Annotated in this window: 15 protein-coding genes; 5 read left to right on the top strand and 10 right to left on the bottom strand. The window is 48.9% G+C overall.

The window, feature by feature from the left end; genetic code table 11:
* Positions 1-88: 88 nt before the first annotated feature.
* Entirely contained in the window at positions 89-1717 is a 1629-nt protein-coding gene (locus tag AC04MQ_RS18915) for a serine/threonine-protein kinase (protein WP_475392831.1), read from the bottom strand.
* Between the two features lie 298 nt (positions 1718-2015).
* Between AC04MQ_RS18915 and AC04MQ_RS18910 the strand changes: the two genes are divergently transcribed.
* Positions 2016-2210, top strand: a complete 195-nt coding sequence (locus tag AC04MQ_RS18910) for a hypothetical protein (RefSeq protein ID WP_015090060.1) — start codon at positions 2016-2018, stop codon at positions 2208-2210.
* Positions 2211-2229: 19 nt separating this feature from the next.
* Here the strand turns inward: AC04MQ_RS18910 and AC04MQ_RS18905 are convergent, their stop codons facing one another.
* A complete protein-coding gene (locus tag AC04MQ_RS18905; protein WP_041577021.1) occupies positions 2230-2892 on the bottom strand; it encodes a hypothetical protein in 663 nt (220 codons plus the stop codon).
* A 226-nt stretch (positions 2893-3118) separates the two neighbouring features.
* On the opposite strand from AC04MQ_RS18905, the gene AC04MQ_RS18900 reads away from it, so the two are divergent.
* Complete coding sequence (locus AC04MQ_RS18900) at positions 3119-3862, top strand: endonuclease I family protein (protein ID WP_015090058.1); 744 nt, start codon at positions 3119-3121, stop codon at positions 3860-3862.
* A 5-nt stretch (positions 3863-3867) separates the two neighbouring features.
* Here AC04MQ_RS18900 and AC04MQ_RS18895 read toward each other — a convergent pair whose 3' ends face one another.
* The gene (locus AC04MQ_RS18895; protein WP_015090057.1) at positions 3868-4749 is read right to left on the bottom strand and encodes a YihY/virulence factor BrkB family protein; all 882 of its coding nucleotides are present in this window, start codon (positions 4747-4749) and stop codon (positions 3868-3870) included.
* Positions 4750-4970: 221 nt separating this feature from the next.
* On the opposite strand from AC04MQ_RS18895, the gene AC04MQ_RS18890 reads away from it, so the two are divergent.
* Complete coding sequence (locus AC04MQ_RS18890) at positions 4971-5531, top strand: pentapeptide repeat-containing protein (protein WP_015090056.1); 561 nt, start codon at positions 4971-4973, stop codon at positions 5529-5531.
* Positions 5532-5584: 53 nt separating this feature from the next.
* On the opposite strand, the gene AC04MQ_RS18885 is transcribed toward AC04MQ_RS18890, so the two are convergent.
* Positions 5585-6592 (bottom strand): malate dehydrogenase, encoded by a 1008-nt coding sequence (locus AC04MQ_RS18885; RefSeq protein ID WP_015090055.1) that lies wholly within the window; start codon positions 6590-6592, stop codon positions 5585-5587.
* A gap of 141 nt (positions 6593-6733) precedes the next feature.
* Complete coding sequence (locus tag AC04MQ_RS18880; protein WP_475392830.1) at positions 6734-7993, bottom strand: JmjC domain-containing protein; 1260 nt, start codon at positions 7991-7993, stop codon at positions 6734-6736.
* 187 nt (positions 7994-8180) lie between these two features.
* On the opposite strand from AC04MQ_RS18880, the gene AC04MQ_RS18875 reads away from it, so the two are divergent.
* Both AC04MQ_RS18875 and AC04MQ_RS18870 read left to right on the top strand, forming a co-directional pair.
* Positions 8181-9398: a class I SAM-dependent rRNA methyltransferase gene (locus AC04MQ_RS18875; protein WP_475392829.1), complete on the top strand. Its 1218-nt coding sequence runs from the start codon at positions 8181-8183 to the stop codon at positions 9396-9398.
* A 16-nt stretch (positions 9399-9414) separates the two neighbouring features.
* Positions 9415-9696 (top strand): chorismate mutase, encoded by a 282-nt coding sequence (locus tag AC04MQ_RS18870; protein ID WP_015090052.1) that lies wholly within the window; start codon positions 9415-9417, stop codon positions 9694-9696.
* A gap of 31 nt (positions 9697-9727) precedes the next feature.
* Here AC04MQ_RS18870 and AC04MQ_RS18865 read toward each other — a convergent pair whose 3' ends face one another.
* The 5 genes from AC04MQ_RS18865 to AC04MQ_RS18845 all read right to left on the bottom strand — a co-directional run bounded on the left by AC04MQ_RS18865 (position 9728) and on the right by AC04MQ_RS18845 (position 15970).
* Entirely contained in the window at positions 9728-12286 is a 2559-nt protein-coding gene (locus AC04MQ_RS18865) for a peptidase U32 family protein (protein WP_475392828.1), read from the bottom strand.
* 161 nt (positions 12287-12447) lie between these two features.
* Entirely contained in the window at positions 12448-13665 is a 1218-nt protein-coding gene (locus AC04MQ_RS18860) for a J domain-containing protein (protein ID WP_015090050.1), read from the bottom strand.
* 89 nt (positions 13666-13754) lie between these two features.
* Positions 13755-14471, bottom strand: a complete 717-nt coding sequence (locus AC04MQ_RS18855) for a Rossmann-fold NAD(P)-binding domain-containing protein (RefSeq protein WP_015090049.1) — start codon at positions 14469-14471, stop codon at positions 13755-13757.
* A gap of 3 nt (positions 14472-14474) precedes the next feature.
* Positions 14475-15176, bottom strand: coding sequence for an alpha/beta fold hydrolase (locus tag AC04MQ_RS18850; protein ID WP_015090048.1), 702 nt, complete (start codon positions 15174-15176; stop codon positions 14475-14477).
* A gap of 35 nt (positions 15177-15211) precedes the next feature.
* Positions 15212-15970, bottom strand: coding sequence for a type 1 glutamine amidotransferase domain-containing protein (locus AC04MQ_RS18845; RefSeq protein WP_475392827.1), 759 nt, complete (start codon positions 15968-15970; stop codon positions 15212-15214).
* Between the last annotated feature and the right edge of the window lie 93 nt (positions 15971-16063).

Below are 16063 nucleotides of genomic sequence, written 5' to 3'. Positions count from 1 at the left end.
TTGGCATGAAGAGCCCAGTCGAGTACAAGGAGTCCGTGAACTTTTAACTGTGTCCAAAAAATCGGGGTTCACTCCACAGTTAAACGACTTAAAACGTTAGGCTGCCTTTTACTTTCATTCTCTTTTCCTCCTCAGCTATCCGCCTCTTAATCTCATCTCTGGCTTTTCTCTCGGACTCTTGTAGGTCTCTTTCCAGCTTAGAAACATAAACACGAGATGTTGTTAGCAGCCACTGCTTAAAGTGATTTATAACTAGTTGGGCTTCATTTTCACTTGCTTGGACCACTGCTTTATTGCCACTAAATCGAAAGGTCTCTGGTCCTCGGCCATAAACAGCAGAATGCCCACCCATGTTGTTCATTGCCCAAATCCAAGTCTTGTTAGGAGCGTGATTTAACTCGATGGTGAGGGTCCCATTTTCCCAGTCAACTCCAATAATACGCATCGGGTCAGCGACAATGGGATCATCTACCTCTCCAACCGGAATAACCTGACCATTCAGCTTGCTAAGTTTTTGTCGAGAAATTTGCTCACCGCGCCGGGCACTAAGATCCAATTTTAATTCGTCGATGCTTGCGTATCTGGAAGATGGCGACTGCTCCAGCATCTTCAAAACAATAGGATCTAGATAGGCATAATCTGGATCAACAGAAGAAATATTTTTGAAGTTCACACCCAGTGCCAATTCTGAAGTAAAAAGCTCATTCAGAATCAACCCTAAAGAATAAATGTCAGCCCTTTTATCAATTTGCTTTCCGCGAGCACGCTGCTCAGGAGCAGCATACTGAAAATTGCCAATATGGGCGCCAACTTTAGTTTCTACCGTGGAGTAAAGGTCATCCTCCTCAAAGTCTGCGATACCAAAGTCGCTTATTACTAATTGCCCTTCTGATGGGCTTACCAAAATATTCTCGGGCTTTAGATCTCTATGGGTAACCCCCTGCTTATGGGCAGCATCAACTCCATCGAGAATTTTGATAAATGCCGCAAAGGCATCTTTCGAAGAAAAAGTTCCTATCAACTTACGGAGTGAGCAAGTATAAAGCGGCATTACAAAAAATGATGCCCCTTCCGGAGTCAGCCCATCATCATGCACGCTCACAATATTAGGATGTTTACTTTGCGCACAGAATCTAAATTCATTCTTGAATCGCTTCATTTTTTCACGAGTAGCTTTAACAGGATTAAGGATTTTGATTGCGACCGCTCGCCCATCTTCATCCTTTGCACTGTAAACCAGCCCTGCCCCACCCTCACCAATAACGTCATTCACCTGATACGTTGAGAATGTTGTTCTCAATTCTTTTGGCTTCTTGAGCGATCGAGTAACTAACTCCGGCTGTGGTGGCGACGGCGCTAATTCGCCTACCTGATCAGTCAATTGTTCTATATAGGCAGAAAGAAGGGCCTTACGCTGTCCTTGTTGCTTCCGGAAATGCTCTTGAAGCTCATGATCGTCCATATTGACGAACAAGCCACCCCCATCAGCATGCTCAAACGCCCACGTATTTTCATGAGGATTACCATTGGGCTTACCAAACACATCATTCAACAAATTGACCGTCGTATTTGTCCAGCCTGTGACCTGGGGGTCATTGAAGGACAACTGTGTCACTTCATCGAGACGTTGAAGCTGCCTGCCAAGCAGTGGAAGTGCCTGTTGTGGGGTTTTTGATGGAGGGATTGTCGCCTTGATAGGGGTTCTGCCTTTTGCCATGTGGGCATCCTACAACAGTCAGGATATTTTGTCCTGCTACAGTCATTTCTGTCGCCACAGCCCAAAACTAGTAACGCCACGCGATATTATACATTGTGGGTTTTTCGTATAAATCGCCAATTTCACTGGTAAAAGCCCCCAGGTGCGCAATAGTTCTCCCCGACCATTTTTCTCTCCAGCCTTTGGCTGGGAAAAATGGCTGTCTGCACTTCGGCTTCACCGAAGTAGGACCTAAAGTTTGAATTTTATTAAAGCCTTTTGATGAACTCAAAAGGCTTTTTTCGTTTCAGGAGTAATTATGCCTCAGTCTCAAGATCCAAAAAATCAAACTGCGCCAACAGAGGCTTCTGAACAGCTGACAGCAGAAGCCGAACTGCTTGAAGAAAACTTTGAATCCGCTGACACGCTTGAGGATTTCACGAAGACGCTGATGGAAAGCCTGACCTCAAAGCTTCACGCCAATATCGACGAGATCTTTAAGCAGAATAAATAGATTCAAAGAACTGGCGGCTTCAGTAAACCTTCCCCACAGCCAGCCCCTTGGCCACGTATTCCCTCTGCAAGAGCGTCAAAAGATCCTGGGGCCACCAGATATGCTTCCAGGTTTTTGTTGAAGAGTTATAAGAACTCCCTCTGGCTTTACCCCGAGCCCACATGTAAAGACCGTCGCCCTTTGCATATGAACTGCGATTGACGTTGATTGTGGGCAATCCATTCATGAAGCCTTTGATCGCCATAGTGACGCAATTGTTATTGATTGGATGAAAAGTCGTGCTGCTAATATGGTACCAATCCGCATCTACAGACCGATGGTAAAGCCTTGTTCCCGCGATACGTTCAAAATACTTCAGCACACCTTGAGCCTGGGTCGATGTTGCCGGGAAGCGAATCGCACGAATAACAGGTCCTCCCTCTTGTTGCGCCTCCAGGTGACTGCGTGCATTTTTCCAGACGCGCAAAATAGCCTCACCCTGCGAATTAAACAGCCCCCACATCCGGCCATAACGACCAAAATCAAAAACCAAGTCTGTTTCCGCATCTTTCACACGCAAGGAAACGTGGCCCCACTTGTGTTCAGGCCACACTTTGCCGACGACGATGAATTCCACGAAAGTTTCTGCATGGGCGAAGGTTGTCGCAAAGAAAATAACAACCGCAATGACAAAAGAACGCATGAGGCAGCTCCTACTATTTAATGCATGTGAAAGCGCAACGTGAACCACAATGCGCCTTCCGACAATACTAAACCTCATATGTTTCACGATCATAATGACTGATGGCTTGGGAATAGGAATTGTCAGGAATCCGTCTTTATCCTCTGCCGCGCCAAGGCATCGAACCTTTCAAGATTGAAACGTTTACACCCCTTTGATACTCGTCTCGTGTCTACAAGGGGGAACTGTGGGCCAATCATTCATTTTGCTATCTGCTGCACTAATTTTAACTTCTATTGCTGCCAAAGCCGACCTTCGCAGCGATCTAAAAAAAGACGTCATTTCCAAGCACGATCCAATTTCTTATGACAAAGCCCAAGTAGAGCTGCTTGGCAACGTAGCTCTGATCCGACTGACCGACGGCTCTTATGCCATCGACGAAGTCTACTGCTCCACACCATATGGTAAAACCCATCTGGGTAACGGCGTGGGCCCAAGAAAAGAACCTTCTTCCATGATCATCAACGTTGAACACACAGTTGCACAATCCTGGTTCAAGGGACGCCACTATTTCAACGTAGGCAAAGCAGACCTGCACCACCTTTACCCGTCTGATTCCAGAGCCAATTCCATGCGCGGCAATTTTGCGTTTGGTGACGTGGGCACCATCAAAAACACGCCAAAATGCTTTGATGAACAAAGACAGGACATTTCCACAGAATCCAAACTGGGCAGCGGCGGTGGCAGCGATCTGGTTTTTGAACCACCTGTAAAACACAAAGGCAATGTTGCCAGAGCGATCTTCTACTTCGCGGTTCGCTATGACTTCCCAATCCCTGCGGCACAGGAAGCGACTCTTCGCCGCTGGAACAAGCTGGATCCTGTCGACCAGTCAGAATTGGAACGCAACAATGCCATTGAAAGAATTCAAGGCAACCGCAATCCATTCATTGATCACCCGGAATACGTTGATCAAATCTCTAAGTTCTAATCCCTTTAGTTTGTGTTAAGCGTGATCTGATTCCGGGACTCTTTTGACCGCGGTGTCGACCTCACGATTTTCGTGTGAGGCGGCACCCGCAACAGCACCCCATTCGCGAACTCATAGCTTACCAGCAGAGTCAGCCCGCTGTAATAAACCCACGCCAGAAAGACCACAATCGACCCTGCCGCGCCGTACGATTTTTCAAGGCCTGCGGTGCCCAGATAAAGTCCAATCAGCGTCTTGCCAATATTAAAAAAGACCGCGCTGGTCACCCCGGCCACCGCACATCTTTTCCAGGACGCCTTGTCCGTCGGGACAAAACGATAGATCGCGGTAAAAAGCAGCGAAAACACCATCAAAGTAATTACGAAAACCAACGACTGCCAGAACCACCCGTCTTGTTCGGGCAGAACCAAGGTCAATGTTGTCGTTAAAATCATTGATGTGATCGTCAGAAAAACAAACCCCAGTAACAGCCCCATGGACAAGAAGCGGTCCTTCACAAACCCCATCATCCCCTGTTCTTTTTCGGTGGCTTTGTGTTCATTGATTTTATCCAGTGCATACCGCAACTGCGAAAAAATGGCAGAGGCCGACACCAACAACACGATGAAACCAATGGCCCCTGAAATACCTGTCCCTTGCGGATTCTTTTCTGCATTTTCAACGATCATCTTAATAGAGCCACTGGCCTGCTGACCCACAACGTCCGAAAAACCGGCAAAGATCTTATCGCGAGTCGCATCCCCAAACAAAGTCGCCAGGGACAACAGGATCAGAACAAAAGGAGCCAGTGCCAAACCTGTGGTGTAGGCTATGGATGATGAAAGAATAAAGACCTCATGCTTGCTGATCTGATCCAGAAAACTTGAAAAACGCTGCTTGAACTTCATGATGCATCCCCCACTCCCACGTTACGATTTACTTCGTATTTGCCAACTCAATATGGAAATCCCGGTGCAATTACAAAATTAAAAGTCCTGATTCTTTCTGCGCAGATATACAAAAACCGTTGGATTTCAACCGCTAGGCGTTAATTTTCCACTCTGGGAAAACACAAAATCGTTTCAACCCTTACAACAAACAGTGCTAGCTTCCTTGCAAGGAGACGATCATGAACTACATCGAAGCCACCGAAAGCCAGATGCTGCAAATGCTGAACACCCCGGATACGGAAATCTCGGGATTTGAGTTTATCAAGATGGACTTCACTGAGGTCAGTCTGAAAAGTGCCCTTTTCACTGACTGTAAATTCGTCGGGTGCCACTTTGCGAATTGTTCCCTGATGAATGTCACTTTCCGCGGGGTCGTGTTTGAAGACTGCAATCTGATGGGCACTAACTGGACAGAAGTGCGCAAGAACGGCAACTATTCATTTAAGGGATGCAAATTGGATTATGCAAGTTTCCAAGGGGTGGATCTGCGGGGCTCGGACTTCGTTAACTGCGTGGTTCGCGAGTCTGACTTTGCTGGCGCCAACCTTTCCAAAGTCAGCTTTAACGGAGCCTCTCTGGCTGGGACATCTTTCACCAATGCCAATATCGAAAAAGCCGACTTCCGCGGCGCCCGGGAATACTTTATTGATCCCAAGTTCACAAAAATCAAAGACGCACAGTTTTCTTTCCCGGAAGTTTTGGTTCTGATCGAAGCGCTGGGTGCGAAAGTGGATCTATAAAAAAAGGCCGGGTTTTCGCCCGGCCTTCTCCAATTCAAAATTTGAATTTAATATTAAAGCATTGAAGCAACAGCGTCGCGTTCTTCAGTCAGCTCTTTCAACGTGTTGTTCATTTTCTCGCGAGAGAAAGCGTCGATCTCAAGACCTTTTACGATCTCGTATTCGCCGTTTTTGCAAGTGACAGGGAAACCGTACATGATGCCTTCTGGGATGTCGTAAGAACCGTCAGAAGGAATACCCATTGTAACCCACTCACCGTTTGTGCCCAACCACCAGTCACGGATGTGATCAACTGCTGCAGAGGCTGCAGAAGCGGCAGAAGACAAACCACGAGCTTCGATGATCGCAGCGCCACGTTTACCCACTGTCGGGATGAACGTGTCTTTATTCCAGGCATCACCTTCAGTGGTACCAAGTTTAAGCAACTCAGGAACTTTTGCACCGTCAGCTGTTGCGAAACGAACATCCGGGTACATCGTTGGGCTGTGGTTACCCCAAACTGCAACCTTTTTGAAGGAAGCAACTGGTTTACCAGTTTTAGTCGCCAACTGAGACAATGCGCGGTTGTGATCCAAACGAAGCATTGCTGTGAAGTTTTTCGCCTGTACGCGACCGTGCTTCATCGCGGATTTCATTGCGATGTAAGCGTTCGTGTTTGCCGGGTTACCAACAACCAAAACTTTTACATTTGGATTTGCGTATTTACCAATCGCTTCACCTTGACCAGTGAAGATCTGGCCGTTTGCAGTCAAAAGGTCTTTACGTTCCATGCCCGGGCCACGGGGACGTGCACCAACAAGCAAAGCAACATCAGCGTCTTTGAAAGCAACTGCCGGATCACCTGTAGCGATCATGGAGTGCAACAAAGGGAACGCGCAGTCATCAAGCTCCATCATCACGCCTTTCAGCGCTTTTTGAGCTTTTTCATCTGGGATTTCTAGAAGTTGAAGGATCACCGGTTGATCTGCACCCAACATCGCACCACTAGCGATACGGAAAAGAAGTGCATAACCGATTTGGCCGGCAGCGCCGGTAACTGCAACACGAACAGGAGCTTTCATAAGCTGGTTCCTTTCAAGGGTTTGGCGAATTAGCTATCCCGAAGAATTTAAACCCGCTGAAAGCCTCTGTCATGGGAAAAGCTGGAAATTATGCCTGTTTTCCGGGCAACAGGACCACTTTTGTGTCCTGCCCCCGCAGCGTCAAACGTGAAACGCCCCAGCATCAGCCAGCTCTTGCAGCAAGCGCTGGTCCAGCTTGTCTCCTTTGGTTTTCAAGTACTGACTGGGAACACAGACTTTCCCGGCATTCAAATCTTTCACCAGCTTCAAAAGTCCGGCGGCAGAGCTCTGAACCAAAACTCCGCCGAAGCTCAAACTGAAACTTTTCTTATTCACCGCACTCTGCTGCCACAACACGGGCGACCGCACACTGCGAAGCTGTAAGCGCGATTTCGCAGTGACCTTCACGGTCGATACAGGCACGGTCTTAAACCCTTGAAGCGAAATGTGCTTCATCCAGGATTTCAAGAAAGCCTCTTCAAGTTCTGCGGCACTCAGGGACTTCAACGCTTTCAAAGAGTCCTGATACATCTTTGGCAGCTCCCCGACTTCACCGGACTTGTCATGCAACGTCTTAAACGGTGTTGTGACTTTCAACCCCGCTGAATCCAGCCTCGCATCAACCAGATTCTTCAATGCCGTCCCGAACATATCCCGATGAGTCTGATCGACCCACACACCCAGACTCCACGTCGCGCTGAAGGAACCGTCAGATTCAGCGATATGCCACTCTGAAGATGGCCAATACGTCATGTCCCCCGGGCCGACTTCGACAAGCTGGGAATGTTTTTTGTGTTTTTCATAATTGAACGTGCGATCCAGTTCGGGATGTTTATCTCCATACGCCGCAGGCCACAGACGGAATCTTTTCACCCCCGCCACCGGGAAGCTGAAGACCCCGCAGGAATCCACATGAACCCCGAACGGAGTCTTGCGATAATTCCCCAGATAAAGTCCGATTTCAGAAAAACGATTTGGAAAACCCACATGGCGGAAAAGATCGTCGGTAAAGTCCTGCAACAGATGCTGCTTTTTCAGATTCACCTGCAAAAGCTCGTCACAGACCAGGCAATAATCCGGGAACTGGGCATTCATACGTTTGTGATATCCCAACAAGGATTTGTCGGACTTTTCCGGAAGCAACTCTAAAACTTCTTCCGGGTCGGCTTTAGCGCCATCAATGAAGAACTTCAAACCTTCGGGGTCATTCATTTCACGGCAACGATCACTATAGCTGACCAAAAGCTCGAAGATCTCGGCATCCGTCATCTCCAGCAGACCGGACTTCACATTGCGGGCAACCAGGGGCTTTTTCTCCCAATGGTTCTTGGCGAAGTTCTGCCAGAACTTCTGATCAAGCACGGTGGATGCAGCCTTGGGGGTGCCGGTTTTTTGCGCCATGGAATACTCCGTTTTAAGAGCGAATTTGAAGGCGCCAGAGTCGTTGAGATTGATCTGGGAGTCAAACAGAAGGTCCGGCCTGTAAATTTGCCACCCCCTTAAGTACCCCCGGCCAAGCCCCTGCTAACACCTTGCGAACAGGGACGATTTAGCATAAAAAGAGCCCTCGCTTTGGAGACCCTGAACTATGACTTCTGCTGCCGTCACATTTGAAAACACCATTGAAACCATCGAGCTAAAACGTGACGTGACCAAGCACTTAAAACAAGGTCACCGCTGGCTTTTCGCCAACTGCTTTGATCCCAGCCGCAACCTGAAATCCGGGATCCACCTGCTGAACTATAAGGGTGAGGCTCTGGCTCTGGGTATCTGGCAGGGCGACACTCAATTACGTTTCAGAGTTCTGGTTTTGGCCGAAGAGCCTATCTTCCGCCGCAACAACATGAAGCGCACGCTTGAATTGTACTTCGACAGCCAGTGGCGCAAAGCCGTTCAGATTCGTAAAACTTTTGATCTATCTGTGACCAACTCGTTCCGCCTGATCAACGGTGAAGGCGACGGCCTGCCGGGCCTGATCGTGGACGTCTATAACGACACGGCCGTGATCAAACACGACCACCCGATCATGGAAAAAACCTGGAATGCCCCGGCCATTGCCGAAAAAATCCAGGAAGCCTTCCCTCAGGTGAAATGCGTCTATCTGAAGCGCCGTAACGACGCGGAAGAAAAAGGCGTAAACATCGTAGGGACCCTGGCCCCGGAAGTTCAGTTCCTGGAAAACGGCGTCCTGTTCGCATCCAATATCCGTGACGCTGCAAAGACAGGCTTCTTCCTGGATCAGCGTGACAACCGAAAGATGATTCAGCACTTTGCCAAAGACAAAACGGTGCTGAACCTGTTCAGCTATACCGGGGGCTTTTCGATCTTTGCCGCCAAAGGTGGCGCCACCGAAGTCACGAGCGTGGATATCGCGAAAGTCGCTATTCAGGCCGTGGCCCGCAATTTTGAAATCAATAACCTTAAGACGGTTCACCATGATGTGGCCACCGATGCCTTTGCCTATCTTGAGCAACTGAACACCGAAAAGAAAAAGTACGACATCGTGATCACCGACCCGCCAAGCTTTGCCCCGAATGAAAAATCGGTCGAACAAGCCAAGGCCGCTTACACCAAAGTATTCTCTAACTCCATCAAACTGGTGAATCCTGAAGGCCTGTTTGCAGCAAGTTCTTGTTCCAGCCATATCTCCACCAAAGAGTTTATGGATATCTGTCAGGAAGCCTTTTCCCGCGCTCGTAAGAAGGCCACGTTGGTTTACATTGGCGGCCAGCCCGTGGATCACCCCTATCCTTTGGCGATGGAAGAACTTCGCTATCTGAAATTTGCCCTTTTCCGCCTGGACTAATTGGAAGGTTATCGACATGGAAACAATCAACAGTCTCCGTCAGGAAATTGATCAGGTTCACAAAGAAATGCATGCTCTATTGCTGCGCCGTCGTGATTTGACGATGGCCGTCTGGAAGATCAAGCAGCAGGAAGGTCAGCCCTTCTTCAATGCTGCCCGTGAAGAACAAATTCTGAAAGACTTCGTCAATATGGACGGAAAACAGGGGCAGGATCCCGCGATGGATGAACTCCTGAAAGGGGTCATGAACTCGGTGTTACGGGAATACGAAAAGTATCTTCGCTCAAAATTTGAATAAAAAAAGGGAGTCTACGGACTCCCTTTTTTTATTACTTCTTACGGCTTTGGTATTCTTTTTCTCTCTGGAAGTGGCTTTCTGACAAACCATAACTTTCCACGTTCCCCAGATCCTTGATCAAAGATTCAAGATCCTTTTTGCCGCTGATGAAATCCAAGTGGCCCTGAATTTTTGTGATCAGCTCTGAGTGACGTTCTTTCAACGCTTCATAGCGGATATAACCCAGACCCAATGATTCCCATTCCTTCACATAGCGGGCCGCTGACTGCGAAGTCCCGTTGTACATGGTATTACGGCATTCCTGGTCCGGCTTAATCTGGTGCCAGTTGCCGAATTGGTCTTTCAGTTTCACCTGGTGCTTTTCACATGGTTTGCCACAATCCTTGAAGCTGGAACCTTTGCTTAGGAACGCGGCGAACACACAGTGCTCCATGTGGAAGCTTGGCATGTACTGATAAGCGGTCACTTCAAATTGTGCGGCTTTACCCGCCTGGATCAGCTCACTGACTTGCACGTTATTCAAATCATAACCCAGGCAAAGGCTGTGAAGGCCCTTATTCAGCAGGTATTGCGCTGTCAGGTGATTGGTCACGTTCAGGCTGAAGTCACCCAGGATCTCGCCCTGATAGTTATTGGCTTGAAGCCACTGAACCGCACCCAAGTTTCTTGCCAGGATCGCATCCGGATTCAAATTGAACAGATGCTTCACATTGCGGTGTTCATTCGGTTTCAAAATACGAGTGGTCGCAATCGCCACCTTGATGCCGTTTTCTTTCAGCAGCTTCAAGCTGGGCTCAAAATCCAAACCGAATTCGAAATCCAGAATAACCAGATTCAAACCAGCCGTCGTCAGCTCGCCGGATTTGATGGCATTAACGAAGTCTTCGACCTGCCCTTTTTCACGCAGCAGCAGATTCAGTTTTGCACCCGGAGCGGCTTTTTCAGCCGTCTTATTGCCTTCAATCCATTCGCCGACAGCCAATGCCGTCTGGATTTCTGGTGCTGCGCCATTTTGAATGCGCAGATCCGTCAATTCTTTGACCAACTGTTGACGCAGTTCCTTCACCTGACGAGCAGGCAGGAACAAAGGCGCAGCCGCGTCCAGTTCGCACGTGAACTCTTCACCGCGGAACGGGCTTCCCATCAAAGCAAAAAGCTCTTCACGCAAATCCAGGGAATTCAGCCCTTTGCTCTTCGCCGGCTCACAGATGTTAGCTGAAGTTGCGGAAACAGAGTAACGACCGTCCGTGTAGGTGACTTTCAAAGGCTGACCCAGCGAAGCCTCTGCACGGATAGACACCGGAAGACGTTTCTTTCTTTCCTTGTCTTCCACACTTAATGCCACGTCACGTTTCAGGTCTTTATCGTGATTATAGAACACACGAGCACCCATAAACATTTCGCTCATGTTAATATCGCGAGAGAATTCCAATTCAAACCGGCGGGTGTTCAGGGATTTTACCGCGAAAACGAATCCACCTTTTTCAGCACTTTGTCCGTTGCGGTCCTGATAAACCCACAACACACCGTCACCGGCCTGGATGAAGTCCGCTTTCAGCCCCTGCTGGATGTTTTCTTCGGTCAGTTCGACTTCCAAAGAGCTATCCTTCACGCGAACAACTTTACCGAACTCAAAACCACGGTGGGCACTGAACGTGCCTTCCACAAGCCTCTGGTGATCCACACCATGGAACCAGCCACTGAAGAAGCCACGGGAAAATGCAGTGGCCATTTGTTTTTTCAAAAGCACCGGATTCATCAGGGCCTGATGATTCTGCGCAGACTCAATCGCCTGATCAAAACTGCGGGCTGCGGTGGCAACATATTCAGGCGTTTTCAGGCGGCCTTCAACCTTGAAGCAGTCAACACCGGCCTCAAGCAGGCTTGGCACTTCGTTGATGCCGCACAGGTCCTGCGGGGACACCAGGAAGGACTTGCCACCCAGGTCACGCTTTTCTTCATCAACATACATTTCGTAATTGAAGCGACAGCTTTGTGCACACTGACCGCGGTTGGCAGAACGGCCACCAATACTTTCGGATGTAAAACACTGACCTGAATAGCTCACACAAAGAGCGCCATGCACAAAGACTTCGATTTCTTTGTCGGTGTTTTGTTTGATCGAGTGAATTTCTTTGATCGAGTTTTCACGCGCCAATACGAAGCGCTGAATGCCCAGATCATCAAGCCAGATGATGGCTTCGGCGTTGCTGATGCTCATTTGTGTGGAACCGTGCACACGCTGATTCGGCGCCATCTGGCGAATCAGACGCACCAAACCCAGATCCTGAACGATGAACGCATCAGGTTTTAGTGGAAGAATTTTTTCCAGCGTCTCGGCTGCCTTGTGCAGTTCGTTTTGGAAGATCAAAATATTGAAGGCCAGGTTCACCTTCACGCCGTACAGGTGGCACGTGTCGATGATTTCTTTAACTTCCTCGATTTGGAAATCATAGCTTCGTCCGCGGGCATTGAAACCCGGTACACCCATGAAAATGGCATCGGCACCGTTATGGATGGCGGCCATAGCCATCTCTTTGGTACCCACGGGAAGTAACAGTTCAGGACGTTTGAAGCTTTGTGTTTGCATGGACGGTAATAAGCCAGTACCCAGCGAATTCCGCAAGCAGAAACCCTGCCCCCTCGCAAAATACGAAATTTTTATTAATTACAGGGGCTTGGAGCCAACAGAAACGACCTCTTTTAAGGCCTGTTCACCCCTGATTAATGGAATATTTTCCAAGGGACAGGTTAATGAACAGCCTGCATCTCGGCGGCGGAAAGCATTTTCAGCAGGTTTTCCAGCATGTGCACTTCTGCCTCCAAGGGGCCGAAGCGCTTTTCCAGATCGATACGGGCTTGTTTTTTCAAAGTCTCATAACTGCGTCGACCGGAAAACTTCCAGGCCGGGTGCTTACGGCAGGTTTTCAGATTTTTCTTCAGCGACTCGTACTCTTCATTCAGCACCAGCGAGCTTTGATATATTTCATCGGTGGTCAGATCATTCAGCTGACCCAGCTCGGCCATGCACAAAAGCTCGATGCGTTTCAAGGCATCATGATCCTGGGACTTGTAAGCGGCCTGCACACGCTGCCACTTGATCGAAGCCCATTCCTGATGTTCTTTTGAAACCCCAATCTGCTTGTCGGGATGAAGCAGACGCGCGAGCTTTCGGTACGTGGTGCGCACCAGGCTTTCCGCCTCGGCCTGTTCTTTTTCCAAAGCTTCCTGGCTGGCGTTTTCAGCAATGATCTGCTGCAGGAAGTCTTTCAGATGCACCGGCATATTGCGCAGATATCTTTGCTGATATGCGGGATCGGCAGCCTTCCACAGACGGCCTAGCAGCTTCCAGTCCCCGCACTTCATCGCGATCTGGAAAGTCTCTTTGAATAACTGGTAGCCAGCCATTGGCACGGACAAGTGACGCGCCATCATGCCGTCATCAATATCATTCAGGTAATGATACACGGAACGCGCGCGACGTCTAAGGCCGCTTAAGGCGGAATCGTCTTTAAAGAAAATCTCGGCAAAGTTGATTGCCGGTTCGTCGTCATCGACAGGCGCCGGCTCTCCGGGAAGTGCTGATGATCTTGTCGCGGTGTCGAAGCGGTTCTTTCTCAGTTTATCGATGACAAACTTCCATACGTCATCACCGGCCTGATACTGGCTTTCCTCCTCTTTCAGCATGCAGTAAGCACGCTCCAAAGGAACGTCCGAGGTGTTGGCAACGTATTTCAAATGCACCTGGAAAGTGGTCAGAACCTTGTGACGTTTTTCAAGCAGCTCGCCCGCTTGCAGTTCATTTCTAAATGTCAGGTTGTACCAATCCTGATAAAGGATCTGATCCCAAAGCAGAAAGTCCGTATGGTCTTTTTCAAGCTGTCGAATTTTCTTCAGCAGATTCGACGACGCAAAGAAAAGATCTTTGCGTATATTTTTATCGTCCGTCACAGAAACATCATGATGCATAAGAGGCAATCCCTTACCATGCCTCCAGATTCCCTGCTAATAAAAACAAGGAACTGCCAAATCTATCGGCAGCACTGCTGAAAAACCAATCAGTCCAAGCGTGGACACAACCAATCTGGATACATCTTAGGAAGAACATCCGAGCTGACAATCTTTGCAGGCTCTTGCATTTCAGTGAATTGGACTGGAGCAATCCCCAGCTTTGCTGTCCACTCGCTGTAGTATTCTTTTTTGGTGGGATGAAACGGAGTAACAGCGTTGATGACTGACGGTGCCGCTTCTGCTTCAGCGACAGCAACGATGATCTGCACCAGATCGTCACGATGAATCAGATTCACGGGAGCATTGCCCGCGCAGGACCGCTGGCTTTGTGACAAACTTTTGGCAGGGTGCCGGTCCCCACCGATCAAACCTCCGGGGCGAATCACCGTCACGTGGTCTTTAAACTTCTTACTTAAAAGCATTTCCACCGCCACCAGCCAGCGCGCACTGTCTGTACTGGGCAGAGTCTTGGCTTGCTCGGTAATGCGACCCGCTTGATGGCCATAGACCGAAATAGAGCTGATAAAAATAATTCGGCGATAGTCGCCTGTCGGAATTTTGGCAACGAAGGCTTCGGGGGCGATTTGCACCAGCGGCGGTGTGTTCAGAAACAGCACATCACAGGATTTGGCCGGAAAATCATCACGTCCCCAGTCAAAGTCCTGACTGCGGGTGCCCCAGTTTTCAACACCTTTTTGACTTAAATTCTCGGACAACTTCTGTCCCAGCCATCCCATGCCGATGATGCCCCACGTTTGCGTCATCAGTTACCTTCCAACAAAATCAAGAATGGCATGACCCAGCAGTTTGGGCTGTTCCAAAGGCACATAGTGCCCGCAATGCTCAATCACGTGAAACTTGGATCGAGTTATCTGGGCATGGCGGTTTTTGAGGGAATCAAAAGGAACCACGCGGTCATTGGCAGCGGCGACAATCAACACCGGGAACGAAAGCTCCTGCAAAGCCGCACCTTGATCGACTCGGTCCACAGTGGCCAGGGTTTGGTTGATATACTGTTCAGAGGAAAAATCCGCACTCATCTGCATGACAGGTCCCACAACCTGGGGATCGTTCAGAAAATCCGGGTGAATATAACGATCCATCTCTTTTTCCGAGATGCCGTTGTATTTTCCGCGCTTTAACAGAACCACCATTTTCAGGCGCGCCGCCCGTGTTTTTTCAGACAGGGCACCCACACTTGCAGCTATAAGGGATAAAGACAGAATTCGTTCAGGAAAGCGGGTCGCAAATGTTTCAGCGATATACCCACCCATGGAAAAGCCGACCAGATGAAATGTCTTGTCGGCTGTCTTGCCAACTTCTTCGATCATGGCATCCAGATTCTGAGGATGCTTCAAATCCACCACTCGAACATTGTAGTGTTCAGAAAAAACCGGCACCAGAGGGGCCCAAAGCCTTTCATCACACAAAAATCCCGGCAGCAATACAATAGTTTCAAGTTGCTTCATGCCCCGATCCTATCACCGGGGCACCCACAAAAGCACTATTTTAACGTCTTGGATAATTCCACCAGTTTCTTTGCCACCGCGTGACCTGACTGGGGATTCTGACCTGTCACCAATCGCTCTGAAACCACAGCCTGTGAATTCCAGTTTTTTACCGGATGCATTGTTGCTCCGCGCTCGCGCAATGTGGACTCCAGCATAAATGGCACCACTTTGCTAAGGCCTACTTCATTTTCTTCCGCATCCGTGAAGGCACTGACATCTTTACCCTTTACCAGATAGTCCCCATTGGAAAGCTTCACATTCACCAACGCCGCCGGGCCGTGGCAGACCGCAGAGACAATGCCACCGTTTTCATAAATCGCCGCAGTCAGTTTGTCCATGTCAGCCGAGCTTGTAAAGTCCCACATGGCCCCGTGCCCACCGGCAAAGTGAATCAACTGGTAATCCTTGGAATTGATCTTGCCGATTGCCAAGGTGTTTTGCATTTGTGACATCAGCTTTTTATCTTCGACGAATTTCTGGTTGCCCGGGTCTTTCAAATCAAGACTGGATTCATCCATCGTTGTGACTCCACCCTTGGGACTGGCAAAGTCGACTTTATAGCCGGCCTTTACCAGAGGATAATAGATATGTGTCACTTCAGACAGATACCAGCCCGTCTGCTGACCTGTGCTGCCTTTGACGTTATGGTTTGTCACAACAATCAGTGCCTTTTTCATAGTTTTACCCGCTTCCTTGGCCTGGGCGCCTACAGACAGTCCCAATACAGCCAGAACAGTTGCCAGAGCTTTCATAGTGATCTCCTTTGTTACAGCCCCAGGATGCCTGCTTCCAGTCGATCTATCAATTTCATAGCTTTCATAATAGCTATCTGAAATAATCATAAC

The organism is Bdellovibrio sp. MYbb2, assembly GCF_056175685.1.
Note: the sequence above shows the minus strand (reverse complement) of the source record. Positions and strands in the feature narration are given on the sequence as shown.

Coding starts and splice junctions, on each gene's coding strand:
- AC04MQ_RS18870 (WP_015090052.1), top strand. CDS start 9,415: ATGGAAACAATCAACAGTCTCCGTCAGGAAATTGATCAGGTTCACAAA.
- AC04MQ_RS18895 (WP_015090057.1), bottom strand. CDS start 4,749: ATGAAGTTCAAGCAGCGTTTTTCAAGTTTTCTGGATCAGATCAGCAAG.
- AC04MQ_RS18875 (WP_475392829.1), top strand. CDS start 8,181: ATGACTTCTGCTGCCGTCACATTTGAAAACACCATTGAAACCATCGAG.
- AC04MQ_RS18885 (WP_015090055.1), bottom strand. CDS start 6,592: ATGAAAGCTCCTGTTCGTGTTGCAGTTACCGGCGCTGCCGGCCAAATC.
- AC04MQ_RS18915 (WP_475392831.1), bottom strand. CDS start 1,717: ATGGCAAAAGGCAGAACCCCTATCAAGGCGACAATCCCTCCATCAAAA.
- AC04MQ_RS18905 (WP_041577021.1), bottom strand. CDS start 2,892: ATGCGTTCTTTTGTCATTGCGGTTGTTATTTTCTTTGCGACAACCTTC.
- AC04MQ_RS18860 (WP_015090050.1), bottom strand. CDS start 13,665: ATGCATCATGATGTTTCTGTGACGGACGATAAAAATATACGCAAAGAT.
- AC04MQ_RS18850 (WP_015090048.1), bottom strand. CDS start 15,176: ATGAAGCAACTTGAAACTATTGTATTGCTGCCGGGATTTTTGTGTGAT.
- AC04MQ_RS18855 (WP_015090049.1), bottom strand. CDS start 14,471: ATGACGCAAACGTGGGGCATCATCGGCATGGGATGGCTGGGACAGAAG.
- AC04MQ_RS18880 (WP_475392830.1), bottom strand. CDS start 7,993: ATGGCGCAAAAAACCGGCACCCCCAAGGCTGCATCCACCGTGCTTGAT.
- AC04MQ_RS18845 (WP_475392827.1), bottom strand. CDS start 15,970: ATGAAAGCTCTGGCAACTGTTCTGGCTGTATTGGGACTGTCTGTAGGC.
- AC04MQ_RS18890 (WP_015090056.1), top strand. CDS start 4,971: ATGAACTACATCGAAGCCACCGAAAGCCAGATGCTGCAAATGCTGAAC.
- AC04MQ_RS18865 (WP_475392828.1), bottom strand. CDS start 12,286: ATGCAAACACAAAGCTTCAAACGTCCTGAACTGTTACTTCCCGTGGGT.
- AC04MQ_RS18910 (WP_015090060.1), top strand. CDS start 2,016: ATGCCTCAGTCTCAAGATCCAAAAAATCAAACTGCGCCAACAGAGGCT.